The sequence below is a fragment of the Rhodococcus yananensis genome, assembly GCF_020515525.1.
GTDB lineage: Bacteria > Actinomycetota > Actinomycetes > Mycobacteriales > Mycobacteriaceae > Rhodococcus > Rhodococcus yananensis.
The window spans coordinates 1-16312 of sequence record NZ_JAIYEP010000006.1; the positions used below are offsets into that span (position 1 = coordinate 1).

General features: G+C 67.9%; 15 protein-coding genes. 6 read left to right on the plus strand and 9 right to left on the minus strand.

Going from position 1 to position 16312, the window contains the following annotated elements:
• Window positions 1–159: 159 nt before the first annotated feature.
• From LDQ05_RS02315 to LDQ05_RS02340, 6 genes are all read right to left on the minus strand, one after another.
• Window positions 160–447, minus strand: coding sequence for a hypothetical protein (locus tag LDQ05_RS02315; RefSeq protein ID WP_226435289.1), 288 nt, complete (start codon window positions 445–447; stop codon window positions 160–162).
• Window positions 444–869: a type II toxin-antitoxin system VapC family toxin gene (locus LDQ05_RS02320; protein WP_226435290.1), complete on the minus strand. Its 426-nt coding sequence runs from the start codon at window positions 867–869 to the stop codon at window positions 444–446. The genes LDQ05_RS02315 and LDQ05_RS02320 overlap by 4 nt, the downstream gene beginning before the upstream one ends.
• Window positions 866–1099 carry a FitA-like ribbon-helix-helix domain-containing protein gene (locus LDQ05_RS02325; RefSeq protein WP_226435291.1) on the minus strand — a complete coding sequence of 78 codons (234 nt, stop codon included), beginning with the start codon at window positions 1097–1099 and terminating at the stop codon, window positions 866–868. Before LDQ05_RS02325 ends, LDQ05_RS02320 begins: the two co-directional genes overlap by 4 nt.
• A 171-nt stretch (window positions 1100–1270) precedes the next feature.
• Window positions 1271–3379 carry a GmrSD restriction endonuclease domain-containing protein gene (locus LDQ05_RS02330; protein ID WP_226435292.1) on the minus strand — a complete coding sequence of 703 codons (2109 nt, stop codon included), beginning with the start codon at window positions 3377–3379 and terminating at the stop codon, window positions 1271–1273.
• Window positions 3380–3462: 83 nt separating this feature from the next.
• The gene (gene ychF / locus LDQ05_RS02335; protein ID WP_226435293.1) at window positions 3463–4557 is read right to left on the minus strand and encodes a redox-regulated ATPase YchF; all 1095 of its coding nucleotides are present in this window, start codon (window positions 4555–4557) and stop codon (window positions 3463–3465) included.
• A 70-nt stretch (window positions 4558–4627) separates the two neighbouring features.
• On the minus strand, window positions 4628–5083 hold the full coding sequence (locus LDQ05_RS02340) for a hypothetical protein (RefSeq protein WP_226435294.1): 456 nt from the start codon (window positions 5081–5083) through the stop codon (window positions 4628–4630).
• A 280-nt stretch (window positions 5084–5363) separates the two neighbouring features.
• Here LDQ05_RS02340 and LDQ05_RS02345 point away from each other — a divergent pair, with 280 nt between their 5' ends.
• The gene (locus LDQ05_RS02345) at window positions 5364–6422 is read left to right on the plus strand and encodes an AI-2E family transporter (RefSeq protein WP_226435366.1); all 1059 of its coding nucleotides are present in this window, start codon (window positions 5364–5366) and stop codon (window positions 6420–6422) included.
• Window positions 6423–6502: 80 nt separating this feature from the next.
• Here the strand turns inward: LDQ05_RS02345 and LDQ05_RS02350 are convergent, their stop codons facing one another.
• Window positions 6503–9481: an AAA family ATPase gene (locus LDQ05_RS02350; protein WP_226435295.1), complete on the minus strand. Its 2979-nt coding sequence runs from the start codon at window positions 9479–9481 to the stop codon at window positions 6503–6505.
• The gene (locus LDQ05_RS02355; RefSeq protein WP_226435296.1) at window positions 9478–10662 is read right to left on the minus strand and encodes an exonuclease SbcCD subunit D; all 1185 of its coding nucleotides are present in this window, start codon (window positions 10660–10662) and stop codon (window positions 9478–9480) included. The genes LDQ05_RS02350 and LDQ05_RS02355 overlap by 4 nt, the downstream gene beginning before the upstream one ends.
• Before the next feature lie 93 nt (window positions 10663–10755).
• Between LDQ05_RS02355 and LDQ05_RS02360 the strand changes: the two genes are divergently transcribed.
• Together LDQ05_RS02360 and LDQ05_RS02365 are read left to right on the plus strand one after the other, a co-directional pair.
• Window positions 10756–11919, plus strand: coding sequence for a DNA recombination protein RmuC (locus LDQ05_RS02360; protein WP_226435297.1), 1164 nt, complete (start codon window positions 10756–10758; stop codon window positions 11917–11919).
• Window positions 11920–11943: 24 nt separating this feature from the next.
• Window positions 11944–12840, plus strand: coding sequence for a DUF6542 domain-containing protein (locus LDQ05_RS02365; RefSeq protein ID WP_226435298.1), 897 nt, complete (start codon window positions 11944–11946; stop codon window positions 12838–12840).
• Window positions 12841–12907: 67 nt separating this feature from the next.
• On the opposite strand, the gene LDQ05_RS02370 is transcribed toward LDQ05_RS02365, so the two are convergent.
• Window positions 12908–13909, minus strand: a complete 1002-nt coding sequence (locus LDQ05_RS02370; RefSeq protein WP_226435299.1) for a 4-hydroxy-3-methylbut-2-enyl diphosphate reductase — start codon at window positions 13907–13909, stop codon at window positions 12908–12910.
• Window positions 13910–14001: 92 nt separating this feature from the next.
• Between LDQ05_RS02370 and LDQ05_RS02375 the strand changes: the two genes are divergently transcribed.
• Genes LDQ05_RS02375 through LDQ05_RS02385 form a run of 3 tightly spaced genes read left to right on the plus strand, consistent with a single transcriptional unit; the run spans window position 14002 to window position 16297 of the window.
• A complete protein-coding gene (locus LDQ05_RS02375; protein ID WP_226435300.1) occupies window positions 14002–14811 on the plus strand; it encodes a lipid droplet-associated protein in 810 nt (269 codons plus the stop codon).
• Window positions 14808–16055, plus strand: coding sequence for an exodeoxyribonuclease VII large subunit (gene xseA, locus LDQ05_RS02380; protein ID WP_226435301.1), 1248 nt, complete (start codon window positions 14808–14810; stop codon window positions 16053–16055). Before LDQ05_RS02375 ends, xseA begins: the two co-directional genes overlap by 4 nt.
• Before the next feature lie 11 nt (window positions 16056–16066).
• On the plus strand, window positions 16067–16297 hold the full coding sequence (locus tag LDQ05_RS02385) for an exodeoxyribonuclease VII small subunit (protein WP_226435302.1): 231 nt from the start codon (window positions 16067–16069) through the stop codon (window positions 16295–16297).
• The last annotated feature ends 15 nt before the right edge of the window (window positions 16298–16312 follow it).

Genomic DNA, 16312 nt, shown 5'->3' on the forward strand with positions numbered 1-16312 from the left:
TTCAATCACCGCCGCTTGCATGGCGAGATCAACCACGTCCCGCCTGTCGAGTACGAGGCCGCCTACTGGGCAAATCACTCGGCGGCCGACTACCGTGAGACACCGGTCCTCGCTGAGGCTGGAACCAGATAGCTGAGCCTCCGCCGAACTCGGGGCGATTCACATCCCTCTTGCGTCAGCGGAGATCAAGACACCGCCGACTCCCGCGATCGCGAGTGTCTCCGTGCCGACAGCGATCACGCGGCGCGCCCATCCCACGTGGCCGATGACAAGACCTTCGATCCGCGCCATGATGTGGACATCATGTGATGTGTAGCCGTAGGGCTGTTGCGGATCCCACTCTCCGAGCTCCTTGAGATACTCGCTGTCGAAGAGCTGTCGAAGCCCACCCAGATCGGCCTCAGTGAGCTCCTGGTGGGCGAGGACCTCGCTCGAATGACGCTTCACGCATTGACATTCCACGGGTCCACGAGTTCGACGCCGGTGTGCTGGAAATCCTTCACATTGCGCGTAGCGCAGGTTGCCCCGTGCGCCAGGCAGATCGCGGCGATCTGGGCGTCGGCGGTACTGACCGGCGCACCTGCTGCCTCACGCGACGCGAGCACCTCCGCGTATCGCTCCGCCGCGTCAGCATCGAAGGCGAGCACCGACCGGCTCCCCCGATACGGTGCTACCGCTTCCTCGATCCCGTGCGCCAGCTCGTCTTTGCGTCGGCCTTCCGGGAGCCTTCGGATACCGGCATGCAACTCCGCGAGAGTGATGGCGGTGATCGCGACGTCGCCCGTCAGCGAAACGAGCCACTCTACGAGACGAGGCTCCGGCGAGGACCGAAAGATCTCTGCGATGACGTTCGTGTCGAGGACGATCATTCGAAGTCCGCCGCCCGTGCGACATCATCGCGCGTCGGAATCGGCAGCTCATCGCCCCCACCGACATCCCGCGCCACGGCCAGAAGAGCCATGCCGATGTGCTGCCGTCGAGCGGCCTTCGTCAGGATGTCTCGAACCTCGGCCTCCATGGACCGCCCGTGCTCCTTCGCCTGCGATGCGAGCTGTTCCTTCACGTGGTCATCGAGACCACGCACGATGATGGATGACATCAGAGCCACCTCCTCTTGCTATCAACTATGATAGCGCTGATTGCTCGATGCGGAAAGACAAGAACGAGGCGACGAAGCCCCGCCGATCACGACGATCGACGGGGCCCGCGGAGCAGGATCAGCTCACATCACACGTTGAATCGGAATTCCACAACGTCTCCTTGGTCTCGCCTACTCACGAACTGCCTCTCCTGTCACTACTAGATCCTTCAACGGCACAAGCCGGTCCGGCGTCTCCAACGCCCAGAACTCAAGGCCACTCATATTGGTGACGCCCAACGAGTGGGAGGCTTCCGTCAACGAATCAAACTGCTTTGTACCGTCGATCACCAAGGTGGCGTCATCATCGACGACTGCATCGACTTCCCACCCAGGGTCAACAGGGTCGAGCAGGTCTCCGGGCCGCAAGACTCCAGCTTCGATTAGCTCGGCCAATGTCGGTTCCTCGGCTGGTTCCGCAACCTCCTGGACGCGTTCAACTGGCAACTCGGTTGCAGATCCAGACAGAACCTTGTAGCCGTCACGAGTGACGCGGGCCATCAGTACACGCCTAGCCTCAAGGAAATCCTCATAGGTCATGCTCTCCCAGCTCTGCGGCAACGCATGCCAGTACATCTGCTTGGCCAACCATTCCGGTGACGTCGACCGAGCGGCGACCAGCTTCGGCCAGTAGACCGACGGGGGGTCGTCGCCAATGGCGATATTGGTACTCCAGTCAGTAGGCGCAAAGTTAGCAGCCTGATTGACACGCTTGATGTCGGTGATGCCAAGCACCTTCTCTTGATAGGCGCGAGGGAACAAGTGGTGCCCCTCAGTACCTTTTACAGCTGGTTGTGAGGGGTCCATCCAGTCGACGACCCGGGCGTCGAGCATGAACATCTTGGCATCAAGAATGTTGAGCGCCGCGAGGTAACACTGGTATTGAGGAGAGAGCGCAGAGCCAGACGTCATCAGGTCCTGGGGCATATTGAACTGCCAGAAATCTGGCGTGAGCTGGGAGCCGATCATCTCGTCGAGGATAGTGGCGAAGCCCGCAGCATCGCCTTTGCTGACGCTGTAGATACGATCGAGATCCTTCTGAATCTGCGACTCCGACGACCCGGTGTACCTGCCCGTCAACTGCGCCATGAACAGCCAACGCGCAACGAGAGTCCGCAGGACGGCCAACTCCACGCCGTAGTGAGTACGCCCCAACAGGAATATGACGTACGAGTAGACGACGTTCATGTTCGAAGTCAGGTTCGCCGATTGTCGGAAGCCCGCCGTGCGAATCGACCGCACATATTCGGTCCAGCTCACCTGATTGGTAACCACTGGCAGCGCGGCTTTCAGTTTGTTCAGCTCCACCTCTTGTCGGTGAGCGTTAACTTGCCCGGTCGCCTTCTCCTTGGCTTGGAGTGCCGCATACGCATCCTGGAGGCGACCTCGACCTTGCCCCACCGCGACCAAAGCCCGCACCACGTGACCGGTCTCCACGGCAATGTACGGATTCAACGCAGTCCAAGTGACGGGAGTCCCTGCAATCTCGGATGCACGTTGAGTGCTGAGTCTGGAGTTGCGGGCAAAATTTTCGATCTCCTCGCGCCCCTCAGACCAGAACACACTCAGCCAGGTCAGAATGTAGTCGTATGCCTTGAGTCTGACTCCCTCCGAATTGATCCGGACGAACACGTCGGCCACAAGCCGCTTATCCACATCCTTCTGAATGTGGACCACGTCGAACTGGTAGTTCTTTAGCTCAGTGAGCTTGGCGAATACGACCTCGACACGTTCTTCTTCGTCCTCGCTGAGTTGGTTACCTCCGGCCTCATAGCGCTTGACGAAAGCCTTACGGGCAGCGATAGGCGATGCGAAACACGAGGAGATGTCTTCCACCCACTGCACGGACTTCGCAAGGGCTGGCGTGCGGACTTCGAATTTCTCGGTGAAGGGATTGAACGCGATCACGATCTTTCGCTGCCGGTATGCTTCGTCGCGGACCGAGTGACCCTGCATCGCGGCATACAGACTCGTCAACCTCTGTTGGCCGTCAATTATCTGGTGACTCGCACCCAGCTGCGCGTCTGAGCTGATCGCATGAGTTTCACCCGCTGCGACCACGTCCCAAAACATCAACGAACCGACCGGGTAGCCACGGTACATCGAGTCGAAAAGGTCCCGCACTTTGGTAGCAGGCCAAACGAAGGGCCGCTGCAAGTCAGGCAACTGGATCTGTCCCGTGCTGACGCCGCTCACCAACTGCTCGACCTGCCAAGCGACGGTCTTGAAGATTGCGGCCATTGCACTACTTCCTCGTGGACTCTATCCGTGATCTACCTGCGCTCGGAACGACCGACCCAGCTGTCACCCGATCTTTATCTAACTCACTTCTTCCCAGACTGGTTTCCGCTACGGAACTCCACCACGTCACCGTCGACCATCACGTAGTCCTTGCCTTCCATCCGCACCTTGCCTGCGGCCTTGGCCGCGTTCATCGAGCCGGCAGCGTCGAGGTCGGCGAACGACACGACCTCCGCCTTGATGAATCCCCGCTCGAAATCGGTGTGGATCACACCGGCGGCCTTCGGTGCGGTGTCACCCTTGCGGATCGTCCAGGCTCGGGATTCCTTCGGACCCGCCGTGAGGTAGGTCTGCAAGCCGAGGGTGTGGAAGCCCGCGCGCGCCAACTGCTTCAGGCCCGCTTCGGTCTGACCGATGGATTCGAGCAGCTCCATCGCCTCGTCCTCGTCGAGTTCGAGAAGTTCCGACTCCACCTTCGCGTCGAGGAACACCGCATCCGCCGGAGCGACGGCCGCGCGCAGTTCGTTCTTGCGGTCCTCGTTCGTGAGCACCGACTCGTCGGCGTTGAACACGTACAGGAACGGCTTCGCCGTGAGCAGATGCAGCTCACGGAGCAGTTCGGCTTTGATTTCGCTCTGCGCGGCGAAGATGGTGCGTCCGTCCTCGAGGATCTTCTGCGCCTTCTTCGTCTCGTCCAGTTGGGCGACGAGTTCCTTGTTCTTCCGCGATTCTTTCTCGAGGCGCGGGAGGGCCCTCTCGATGGTCTCCAGGTCGGCGAGGATCAGCTCGGTGGCGATGACCTCGATGTCGGCCATCGGATCGACCTTACCGTCGACGTGCACGACGTCCGGGTCGTCGAAGACACGCACCACCTGGCAGATGGCGTCGGCCTCGCGGATGTTGGCGAGGAACTTGTTGCCCATGCCCTCCCCGGCGGAGGCGCCCTTGACGATGCCGGCGATGTCGACGAACGACACGGTGGCGGGCAGGATCCGCTCGGATCCGAAGATCTCGGCGAGCCGGTTCAGTCGCTCGTCGGGCAGTTCGACGACACCGACGTTCGGCTCGATGGTCGCGAACGGGTAGTTCGCGGCCAGCACGTCGTTCTTGGTCAGCGCATTGAAGAGCGTCGACTTGCCGACGTTGGGAAGTCCGACGATTCCGAGGGTAAGGCTCACGGAATCAAGATTCTACGTGGTCGCCTCCGGCGGACCGACGCCCGCATGGCAGCGGCGTCGTGCCCGCGCGTCACAGGCAGGCGGCGCGCACCATCTGCGTGATCTGCCCGACCTGGTCGTCGGTCGGCTCCGCCGATCCGTTGGTGGCCGTTTCGGCGACCTTCGCCCGGATGTCGTCGTCGGATGCGTCCTCGTCGACGAGGGGGCAGGTCTCGGTCACGATCGTCTCGATCGAGGAGGTCTCCCGATCCGCCGACAGGTCCGGGTACGCGGCACGGAACGCCGCAACGAACGCGGACAACTGTGCCTGGTCGATGGCGTCCCCCGCCTGGGCACCCGCGCTCTGCACCGACGAGAGGGCACCTTCCGCGCCCTCCTTGACCGAGGTGACGACCGCACCGGCGGAGGAACGCAGGTCGTCCGTCGACGGGGCGTCGTCGGTGCCACACCCTGCGATCGCAGCGGTGGCGACACCGGCCGCGAACAACACGGCCGTCGTGCGGGACGAACGGAAGCGGGGGCTCATGGTTCGAGGATGCCACGTCACACCCCGGCACCGCAGAGCTACGACCGTGTCGGCCCTGCGCACGCGGGGTGTCACCCGTAGATTGGCGATGTCGATCGAGTCGACGGCCCCGCGCCGACCGAAAGGACCCGTGTTGAGCGAATCGAAGGACGAACCCTCGGCCGCCCCGGAGGACGCCGGGGAGTCGACGGACACCGCCCCGGCGAACGACACCGCCGCAGCGAACGACACCGCGCCGGCGAACGACACCGCTCCGGCCCGGCCCGATCGCGGAACCCTCATCGGCAAGGGCGGCATGTGGCTGGCGAAGTGGTCCGCATGTCTCGTGATCATCGCGGCGGCAGCGCTCGTCCTCGGGTGGATCATCGAGAAGACCTGGGTGATTCTGCTGCCCATCGCACTCGCGATCGTCGTGTCGACGATCCTGTGGCCGCCCACCCGGGGCATGACGAAACGCGGTGTTCCGCCGGCCGCCGCCGCGGGCATGACACTCGTGATGTTCTTCCTGATCGTCGGCGGGATCATCGCGGGGATCGTCCCGTCGGTGATCTCGCAGATGCCCGACCTCGCGAACAAGGCCACCGAAGGCATCAACACGGTCCAGGACTGGATCCAGGGCCCGCCGATCAACCTGCGCGACGAGCAACTCGACAACGCCGTGCACGTCGTCGTCGAGAAGGTGCAGGGCAGCGCCGCCAGCATCGCCGGTGGCGTCTTCTCCGGGGTGAGCACAGCCGGGTCGCTGCTGGTCACCCTCGGTCTCGTACTGGTGCTCACGTTCTTCTTCATCAAGGACGGGCCGCGTTTCCTTCCCTGGCTGCACCGTGTCGGCGGTGGGCGCGCGGGTCGCCACCTCGAAGCGGTCCTGCTGCGCATGTGGGACACGCTCGGCGGCTTCATCCGCACCCAGGCGCTCGTGAGCCTCATCGATGCTGTGTTCATCGGCATCGGTCTCGTCATACTCGGTGTCCCGTTGGCGCCGGTACTCGCGATCCTCACGTTCATCGGCGGATTCGTGCCGATCGTCGGGGCCTTCGTCGCGGGCGCGCTCGCGGTACTGGTCGCGCTCGTCGCGAACGGGTTCACCACCGCGCTGATCGTCCTCGCCCTCATCATCGCCGTGCAGCAGATCGAAGGGAACGTGCTCCAGCCGGTGCTGCAGTCCAAGAGCATGAACCTGCACGCCGTCATCGTGCTGCTCGCCGTCACCGCCGGCTCGTCGCTGTTCGGCATCATCGGCGCGTTCCTCGCGGTGCCCGTCGCCGCCGTCGCTGCGGTCGTGATCCGCTACGTCGGTGAACAGATCGACGAACGCTCCACCGAACGCACCGTCCCGTGAGCGAATGGACCGTTCGTCTCGATCGATCGAGCGAACGTACCGTTCGCTCGGGGTAGGGGCGGGGGGCGGGGCGGGAGCGGTCAGCCGACGACGTCGACCGTCGAACCGGCGCGACCGCGCAGGACGTGCAGGCGGCTCGGAATCCGCTGACGCATCTCGTCGACGTGACTGACCACACCGACCACCCTCCCACCGGCGCGCAGGTCGTCGAGCACGCCCATCACCGAGTCGAGCGCATCGGCGTCGAGCGTGCCGAATCCTTCGTCGATGAACATCGTGTCGAGGACGATGCCGCCGGCCTCGGCCGCGACCACATCGGCCAATCCGAGCGCCAACGCGAGGGATGCCTGGAACGATTCGCCGCCCGACAGGGTCTTCGTCGATCGCACCGCACCGGTGTATTCGTCGTGGATGTCGAGCCCGAGCCCACCGCGACGACCGTGACTACCGGCGGCGTCGGTGTGCACGAACTCGTAGCGCCCGCCGGACATCCGACGCAACCGTGTCGACGCGGCCTCGGCGACCTCCTCGAGACGCGCCGCCAACACGTACGACCGCAGTGACATTCGTCGCGCATTCGCCCCGCCCCCCGCGACGACGTCGGCGAGCGCGGTGAGCTCGGCGTGCGCGTCCCGCAGCGGCACCAGTGTCGCGTGCGCATCCTCGAGACGTGCCGTGTACGTCGCGATGTCGTCGTGTCGACGATCCGCCTCCGACGCCACGGAGATCGCCCGCTGCAGCTGTTCACCTGTCTCCATGACGGCGGCGCGCGCCGCGTCCACGTCGACGAACTCATCACCGGTCAGTGCCGCGACAGCGGGTTCGGTCAGCGTGGCCGCCGCGACCGCTCGCCGACTTTCGGCCTCGCGCAACACACCGTCGATCTCGTCGAGCCGCGCCGCGGTCCGCACCGCGGCCCGTGCCTCGGAGACATCGGCGAAACCGTGCTCGCGTGCGGCGATCTCCGCCTCGTCGGCACGTCGCCGCTCGAGGGCGAGGGCGTGTGCCGTGTCGATGCGCGCGTCGAGCCACGAGGTGGCCGCGTCCAGCAGCGTCGCCGTCCGCGCACGCTGCTCCGCCAACGACACACCGTCGCCGGCGGCCTCCGTGATCCGGCGACGGATCTCGGTGGCCTCCGCCTCCGCGACCGCGTCGTCGCGGTCGAGCGCCGCCAGTTCGGTGTCGATCGTCGCGGCACGGTTCTGCAGTGCGCCGTCGAGGTCGGTGAGGTCGGCGACGTGCCGGCGACGCCGTGGGAGGTCACCGGCCACGTCCGCTGCGGCCTCGTGTGCCGCGACCGCAAGGCGGTGGGTCTCTTCGAGGTCGGTCACCTCGCGCCCACCGCAACGCTGTTCGAGTGTCGCGACGACCGCGGCGATCTCGGCTTCGGCCGCGCGCGCCACGGACAGCGCCTCGGCTGCGCGCTGTTCGACGGTCTGCGCGCGTTTCTCGTCGTCCTCGGTCGTGGCGTCGGGTGCCGGACGCGCGGGTTCGGGGTGGTCGCGGGACCCGCACACCTCGCACGGCCGTCCGTCCTCGAGGCGGCCCGCGAGTTCGGCGGCCATCCCCGCGAGACGTCGCTCACGGATCTCGAGGGTCGCCGTCCTCGCCGTGTTCGCAGCATCGTGCAGTTCGACGGCCTGCACGCGAACGCGTTCGAGTTCGTCTGTGCGGGATCGCAGTTCGACGCCGGCCTCGAGAGCGTCGGCGCTGCGTTCGCGGTCGGCGATCAGCCCGGGCAGTGCGGCCTCCGCCTTCTCCGCTTCCGAGACCGCCGCGGTGGCCGCGGCGAGCCGATCCGGCAGCGACGCACGATCGGCGACCACCCCCTCGCGTTCCGCCTCCAGTCGTGCCCGTTCGACATCGGTTCGCTTGCGGCGCTTCTCGATCGCGTCGAGCGTTCGTTCCTCGTCGAGCAGGGCGTCGAGCCGCGAGACCCGACCGGACCAGGCGTCGCACCGGGGCCTGATCGTGGCGCGGTCGCTCTCGGACGGGGGTCCCGAAACCTCGTCCAGGAGGGCGGAACCCTCGGTGTGGGCACCGAGAGCGGTTGCCGCGACATCGAGCCGACGACGGGCGGACTCGGCTGCAGCAGCAGCTGCGGCGGCGTCGCGGTCGTGAACGGCGACGACCTCCGCGCGGCGCGCTGCTTCACGCTCGGCGGCCAGGGCCGCACGATCGACGGCGGTCGCATCGAGCTCGGCGTTCGTCGCGAGCGCCGCGGCTCTCCGGCCGATCCGTTCCTGCAACGCGGTGGCGGCCTCGAGTGCCGCGCGGGCGCGGGTGTCGTCGTCGCGGGCCCGGTCGAGCGCCGCGGCGGTGGCGTCACGGGTGTCGGCGGCGTCGGCGAGCAACCGGTGTGCCCACTGCACGGGTTCGGAGTCGGCGCCCGCCTCGATACCCGCGGACGCGGCGACCTTCGCGGCGAGGACGTCGACGGCGTGCTGTGCGTCGGCGAGTTCCTTGGCCCCGGTGCTGCGTCGCTCCTTGAACCATTGTTCGACGTCGCCGAAGCGAGTCGTGTCGAACAGCCGCTCGAGCAACCTGCCGCGTTCGTCGCTGGGCGCCCGCAGGAACTTCGCGAACTCGCCCTGCGGCAGCAGCACCACCTGGAAGAACTGGTCGGCGCTCATCCCGAGCAGCGCCTTGACGACGTCGCCGATGTCGGGGATGCGCGACAGGTTCTCACCCGAGCCGTCCAGCCATTCGAGGGTCGCCTTCGCCTGCTGTCGGACGGTTCCGGTTCCGCGGAGTTTGGGCCGCTCGAATTCGGGGCTGCGTTCGATGCGCACGCGACGACCACCGATGGTCGCGTCGAGGCGCACCTTCGGGACCGCTCCCCGGGGGGCGTGGTCGGACAGCAACCGGCGACCGTCGGCGCGGGCACCCGGCACCGTCCCGTAGAGCGCGAACGCGACCGCATCGAGGATGGAGGTCTTGCCGGCGCCGGTCTGCCCGTGGAGGAGGAACAGGCCGTCGGTGCCGAGTTCGTCGAAGTCGATGCACACGGTGTCGGCGAACGGCCCGAACGCGGTGATCTCCAGCGAATGCAGCCTCATGCCGACACCTCGGCGCGGTCGTCGCCGGGGGTGGCCTGTTCGTCCCCGACACCTCGACGGCGGTCGGCGTCGCGCAGGGCCTGCTCCATCCATCGGACTTCGCGTTCGCTCGGTTCGGACCGCACGTCGGAGACGAACGTCGACGCGACCTCGAGGTCGGTGCGTCCGCGCACCTTCTCGCGGTAGCTGCCTTCGGACGCGGTGTCGGGGCGTTCCCACTGCACGTGCACGGCGTGCGGGAACCGGGCCTGCAGCCGACGCATCGCATCGACGGGGCGGGCGCGGTCGGTGAGGACGGCCGCGACGTAGTGGTCCTCGGCGGGGCCGTACCCGGGGTCGGCGAGCAGATCGTCGAGGGTGCCCGTCAGTTGCGAGAGCTCACGCACCGTGGGCAGGTCGACGCGTTCGACGCGGTGGAGGCCGTCGCCGTCGAGGTCGACGAGCCACACGGCCTTGCGGTGGTGGCGTTCCCCGAACGAGTACGGCAGCAACGACCCCGAGTACCGGACGTGCTCGGTGACGGTCTGGGGTGAATGCAGGTGGCCGAGCGCGACGTAGTCGGCACCGTCGAAGGTGCCGGCCGCGACCGTCTCGACGCCACCGACCGAGATGGACCGTTCGGACTCGGACGGTTCCCCGTCGACGACGAAGGCGTGCGCGAGGACCACGTGCCGGCCGCCGCGGCTCGCGGCGTCGGCACGCACCCGGGCCATCGCGGCGTCGAGGACGTCCTGGTGCGATCGTGCATCGGGGATCCCCAACTCGGCCCGCGTGATCTCGGGTTCGAGGTATGGGATGCCGTAGAACGCGACGGGCCCGTGGTCGTCGTCGAGGACGACCGGACGATCGATTCCGGAGAGCCGGGTGATCAGGTGCAGGCCGCCGTGCGCCGCGAACGACGCCGCGGCACCGAGCCGCACCGGCGAATCGTGGTTGCCGGAGGTGGCGACGATGGCCGCACCGGCCGACCGGATGGCCTCGAACCCGTCGTTGCACACGGTGACGGCGTCGGCGCCGGGGATCGACCGGTCGTACACGTCGCCCGCCACGACGACGACGTCGACGGCGCGTTCGGTGACGATCCGTGCGATCGCGGCGAGCGCCGCCGACTGGTCGGCGAGCAGGTCGACACCGTGGAAGGTGCGCCCGATGTGCCAGTCGGACGTGTGCAGGATCCGCATGACCTCCGACCGTAGAGGACCGGACCGACACGTCCGCCGCACGGGTGAGCGACGTCCCCGCTCGTGTCGGTGCGGTGCGGCATCATGCGCTGCATGTCGGTTCTCACGGCCACGGGTCTGCTGGTTGCGCTCGCCCTCGGAGTGGTGCTCGGCTGGTTGTTGCACTCCTCCCGCAGCGGCGACCGCGCCGCGCGCGCCGAAGCGAAGCTGGCGGCGCTCGAGGCGAACGAGGCGCAGTTGCGTCAGTCGCTGAGCGCCGTGAGCGAGGACGCCGCGCGCCGACAGTCGGGGGCGATCGGCGATCAGGTGTCGCGGCTCGTCGGGCCGCTGCACGAGGCGGTGGGCGCGCTGGCCCGCCAGGTCGATCAGGTCGAACGCAGCCGGGTGCACGCGTATGCGGGTCTGACGGAGCAGGTCGAGGGCATGCACCGCGCGTCGCAGCTGTTGTCGACGCAGACGCAGCAGCTCGTCACCGCGCTGCGCGCCCCGCAGGTGCGGGGGCGGTGGGGGGAGATCCAGCTCGAGCGGGTCGTCGAACTCGCCGGGATGGTCCGGCACTGCGACTTCGACACGCAGGTCGTCGCGGACGGTGTGCGGCCCGATCTTCTGGTGTACCTGGCCGGCGGGAAGCAGATCGTCGTCGACGCGAAGGTGCCGTTCGCGGCCTACCTGGACGCGGCGCAGACAGAGGATCCGGCGGCCCGCGACCGGCATCTGACCCGGCACGCCCGTCAGCTGCGCACGCACGTCGACCAGTTGTCGGCGAAGGCGTACTGGGAGTCGTTCGATCCCACCCCCGAGTTCGTGGTGTTGTTCGTGCCGGGCGACCCGTTCCTCGACGCGGCGCTGGGAGCGGACCCGGATCTGCTCGAATACGCCTTCACGCGGAACGTGATCCTGGCCACGCCGACGACGCTGGTGGCGTTGCTCCGCACCATCGCGCACACCTGGCGGCAGGAGGCGTTGTCGCAGGACGCTGCGACGATCCACCGGTTGGGGCGCGAACTGTACCGGCGCCTCGGCACGGTCGGAACCCATCTCGACCGGCTGGGCAGTCAACTCGGCAAGGCCGTGGACTCGTTCAATCTCACGGTGTCCTCGATGGACACCCGGGTCGGTGTGACCGCCCGAAAGCTCCACGACCTGGAGATCTTCGACGGCGACGTGCCCGAGGTCCGGAGCGTCGATGCGTGGCCGCGGCGCAGCACACTTGCAGAAACCACCCGATCCACCGGTCCTGTCGACGAAGTCGGATGATGTCGTCGGGTTACTGTTTACCTTGTGTCTGCATCCCAACGCGCCCGCTCGGCAGTGCCGCTGGACATGCGGTCGTCGGCGCCGTCGCTGCCCGGTGTGCCCTGGTGGGGTGCGCTGATCGTCGCCATCGTGGTGACCGGCATCGGCGTCCTGATCGACGGCATGAGCGGCGACCAACTGTCGTCGACGTTCACGCTGTTCTACGTGCTCGGTTGCGTCGCCGCCGTGGTGGCCGTGCGCTACCGGGCACTGTTCACGGCGATGGCGCAGCCGCCGCTGTTGCTGCTGCTGATGGTGCCGCTCGGGCAGGAACTGGTGGCCTCCGGTAGCACCGCGGGGCTCAAGGATCTGGCGCTCAACGTCGTCTATCCGCTGGTGAACCGGTTCCCGGCGATGCTCCTGGCCACCGTCCTCGCCTTGACGATCGGCGGGGCACGGATCTTCCTGACACACCGGAACACGGGTGTCCGGGCGCGCCGTCCCGCGCGGTCGGGGCGCACACCGGCACCGGCGCGCGGGGCGTCGAGGAAGACCGCCGGTGCAGGCGGCCGGAAGGCTGCGGACGCCGTGGGCCGGGGCGCCGAGGCGCCGGTACGCACCGCACCGCCGCGGGCCGCGCAGTCACCGGCCGCCGACCGTGGCCGGCGAGGCACCCCCCGCGGCGACCTCCCCCGCGCTGAGGCCGCCCCCGTGCGTTCGGGAGCGCCGCGGCGGGCACCGGCACGCGCCACTCGCGAAACCCCGGTGGAAGCGAAGACACGCGTGACGACGAAGGCGTCCGTCCGCGATGTCGTCGACACCCGGGGTGCGCCGGCGGTGCGCAGATCCGCACCGCCGGGGGCGGCCGGGGTCGATCCGGCGCGGCAGGCGCAACCGTATCCGCCGCGGCAGGTCCGCTACCGCGACCGCGTCGACGACTGAGCATCCGGCTCCGAGCCGACGCGGGCAGCCGACGCTGACGGGTGCCGCGCGGACGGGTGCGGTGGGGTCAGGCCCGGCGGGCGTCCCTCAACTCCCGGGGCAACGCGAACACGAGTGTCTCGTTGGCCGTGGTCACCGACTGCACATCGTCGAATCCGTGGCCCTCGAGCAGTTCGATCACACCGCGCACCAGGATCTCGGGGACCGACGCTCCCGACGTGATTCCGACGGTCCGTACCCCCTCGAGCCACGCGGGATCGACCTCCGCGGCGTAATCGACCAGGTGCGCGGCCCTCGCGCCGGCGCCCAGTGCGACCTCGACGAGCCGCACCGAGTTCGACGAGTTCCGGGATCCGACGACGATCACCAGATCGCATTCGGGGGCCATCGCCTTGACCGCGACCTGACGGTTCTGGGTGGCGTAGCAGATGTCGTCGCTCGGCGGATCCTGCATCAGCGGGAACCGTTCACGCAGACGCTGCACCGTCGCCATCGTCTCGTCGACGCTCAGCGTCGTCTGCGACAGCCAGATGACCTTCGCCGGGTCGCGCACCTCGACGTTGTCGACCGCGTCGGGGCCGTCGACGAGCTGCACGTGGTCGGGTGCCTCTCCCGCGGTGCCCTCGACCTCCTCGTGGCCTTCGTGGCCGATCAGCAGAATGTCGTAGTCGTCGCGCGCGAACCGCTTCGCTTCCTGGTGCACCTTCGTCACCAGCGGGCACGTCGCGTCGATGGTGTGCAGGTTCCGGGCGGCCGCGGCCTCGTGCACCGCCGGGGACACACCGTGCGCGGAGAACACGAGCACGGCGCCCTCGGGCACCTCGTCGGTTTCGTCGACGAACACGACACCGCGGTCGGCGAGGGTCCGCACGACATGCCGGTTGTGCACGATCTCCTTGCGAACGTAGATTGGTGCGCCGTGCTTCTCGAGGGATTTCTCGACGGTTTCGACCGCCCGATCCACGCCGGCGCAGTAACCGCGGGGTTCGGCGAGCAGCACCCGCTTCCCACGACCGGAGACGGCGGGTGACCGGGTGATACCGACTTCGAGTGGAACAGGCGCAGACATACCACCAGACTACGGGCCGCAGAGTACGGGCCGCGAACACCGTGTGGCGTTCCCGGTCACCATCGACCCCGATCGTGAGGCAGGCTGAGGACATGATCCGTCCCCCGTTCATGGCGCGTGTGGCCGCAGGTGTGGCCGTCACCGCGTACGAAGAGACACTCAAACTCCCGAGCACGGCCGTCGCGTTGCCCATGACGACGGTCAGTCAGGTCCTGCAGACCACCATGCGGATGCAGCAGGTGCTCACCGAACTGGCCATCAAGGGCGACGGATTGTTCGAGTTGCTCGGAGCGGGCCCCGACGAACAGCCCGCGTGGGCGGTGTTCGACGACGATGCACCCGCCTCTACCAGCGCAACCACCGCGACCGACTCGGATGGTCCGGCCCCGGCGCGGGCGCCGACTGCGCCCGCGGATCCCGCTCCGGCGGAGACCGCGGCGACCGGCCGGTTCGCGCTCTACTCGACACCGCCGCCCGCCTCCCGCGACACCGCCGGCGCCCCGTCACCGTCACCGGCCGACGACGCACCGGCAGCATCGGTGAAGGCGGCACCGGCGACGAAGGCCCCCGCGAAGAAGGCGCCGGGGAAGAAGGCGCCGGCCACGAAGAAAACGTCGCCCGCGAAGAAAACGTCGTCCGCGCGGAAGACCGCACCCACCGCGAAGACCCCGACGAAGCCGGGTGTGACGAAGACCTCACCGGTGGCGGGCGCCGCCTCCACCGCCGAGATCGTCGAGTACCTCGACTACGACTCACTGACGCTCGCGCAGCTGCGCGCCCGGCTGCGCACCCTGTCCGTCGACGACCTCACCGTGCTGCTCGACCACGAGAACGCGCACGCCGCCCGCGCACCGTTCGTCACGATGCTGTCGAACCGGATCGCCACCGCCGGCCGCAAGTGACCACCGGGCAGGGCGCCGGTCGCACGAACTCGGCGGAGAATCCGTGGCCGGTGCGGACGGTCGCGCAGAAGGTCGCCGGCTGGATCGACCGGCTCGGCACCATCTGGGTGGAGGGGCAGATCACGCAGATCAACGCCCGCCCCGGAACCCGCACCGCGTTCCTGACGCTGCGTGACGCGTCCGTCGACATGTCGCTGCAGGTCACGTGCTCACCCCAGTTGCTGCACTCGGCTCCGATGCCGCTGACCGAGGGCAGCCGCGTCGTGGTGTTCGGCAAACTCACGTTCTGGCCCGGTCGCGGCAGCCTGTCGCTGCGGGTCACCGAGATCCGCGCGGTCGGGATCGGCGAACTCCTCGCCCGCATCGAACGCCTGCGCGCCCTGCTCGCCGCCGAAGGTCTGTTCGATCCACGACTCAAACGGCCGCTGCCGTTCCTGCCGCAACGCATCGGCCTGATCACGGGTCGGGCGAGCGCCGCGGAACGGGACGTCGTGTCCGTGGCCCAGCGGCGATGGCCGGCCGTGCGCTTCGCCATCCGCAACACCCCGGTGCAGGGCCCCACCGCGGTCCCGCAGATCCTCGACGCGCTCGAAGCCCTCGACGCCGACCCCGACGTCGACGTGATCATCATCGCGCGAGGCGGAGGAAGCGTCGAGGATCTGCTGCCGTTCTCCGACGAAGCGTTGTGCCGCGCCATCGTCGCATGCACCACGCCGGTGGTCAGCGCGATCGGTCACGAACCCGACAGCCCCCTGTCCGATCACGTCGCCGACCATCGCGCCGCCACCCCCACCGACGCCGCGAAACACGTGGTTCCCGACGCGGTGGCGGAACTGCAACTCGTCGGCGACCTGCGGACCCGTTCGGCCGCCGCGCTGCGCAACTGGGTGCGGCGAGAAGAGCACGTGGTGGCGGGGCTGCGCGACCGTCCGGTGCTGGCCGACCCGCTGCGCGGGATCGACACCCGCGCCGAGGAGATCGACCGGCTCCGGCACACCGCACGTCGCGACATCGTCCGCGTCGTGGACCGCGAGGCGACGACCGTCGAGCACCTGCGGGCTCGGCTGGCGACGCTGGGACCGGCCGCCACCCTCGCGCGCGGGTACGCGGTGGTGCAGCGGGTGATACCGGACGGTGAACCGGAAGTCGTGTGGTCCGTCGACGAGATGCCACCCGGAACCCAGCTACGGGTGCGGGTCGGTGACGGCGCGATCAGGGCCGCGGTGATGGGACGAGAGAAGTAGAGGATCGACAGGTGAGCGACACGAACGCCGATGTGGCCGAGTTCGGCTACGAACGGGCACGGGACGAACTGGTCAACGTGGTCAAGATGCTCGAACAGGGTGGTCTCGATCTCGACGATTCCCTCGCACTGTGGGAACGGGGCGAGGCCCTCGCGAAACGCTGCGAGGAACACCTCGCCGGGGCACGCGAACGCGTCGAGAACGCGCTCGCCGCCGGTGAGGACGAGTTCGACGACGCCTGACGACCGTGACAGCCC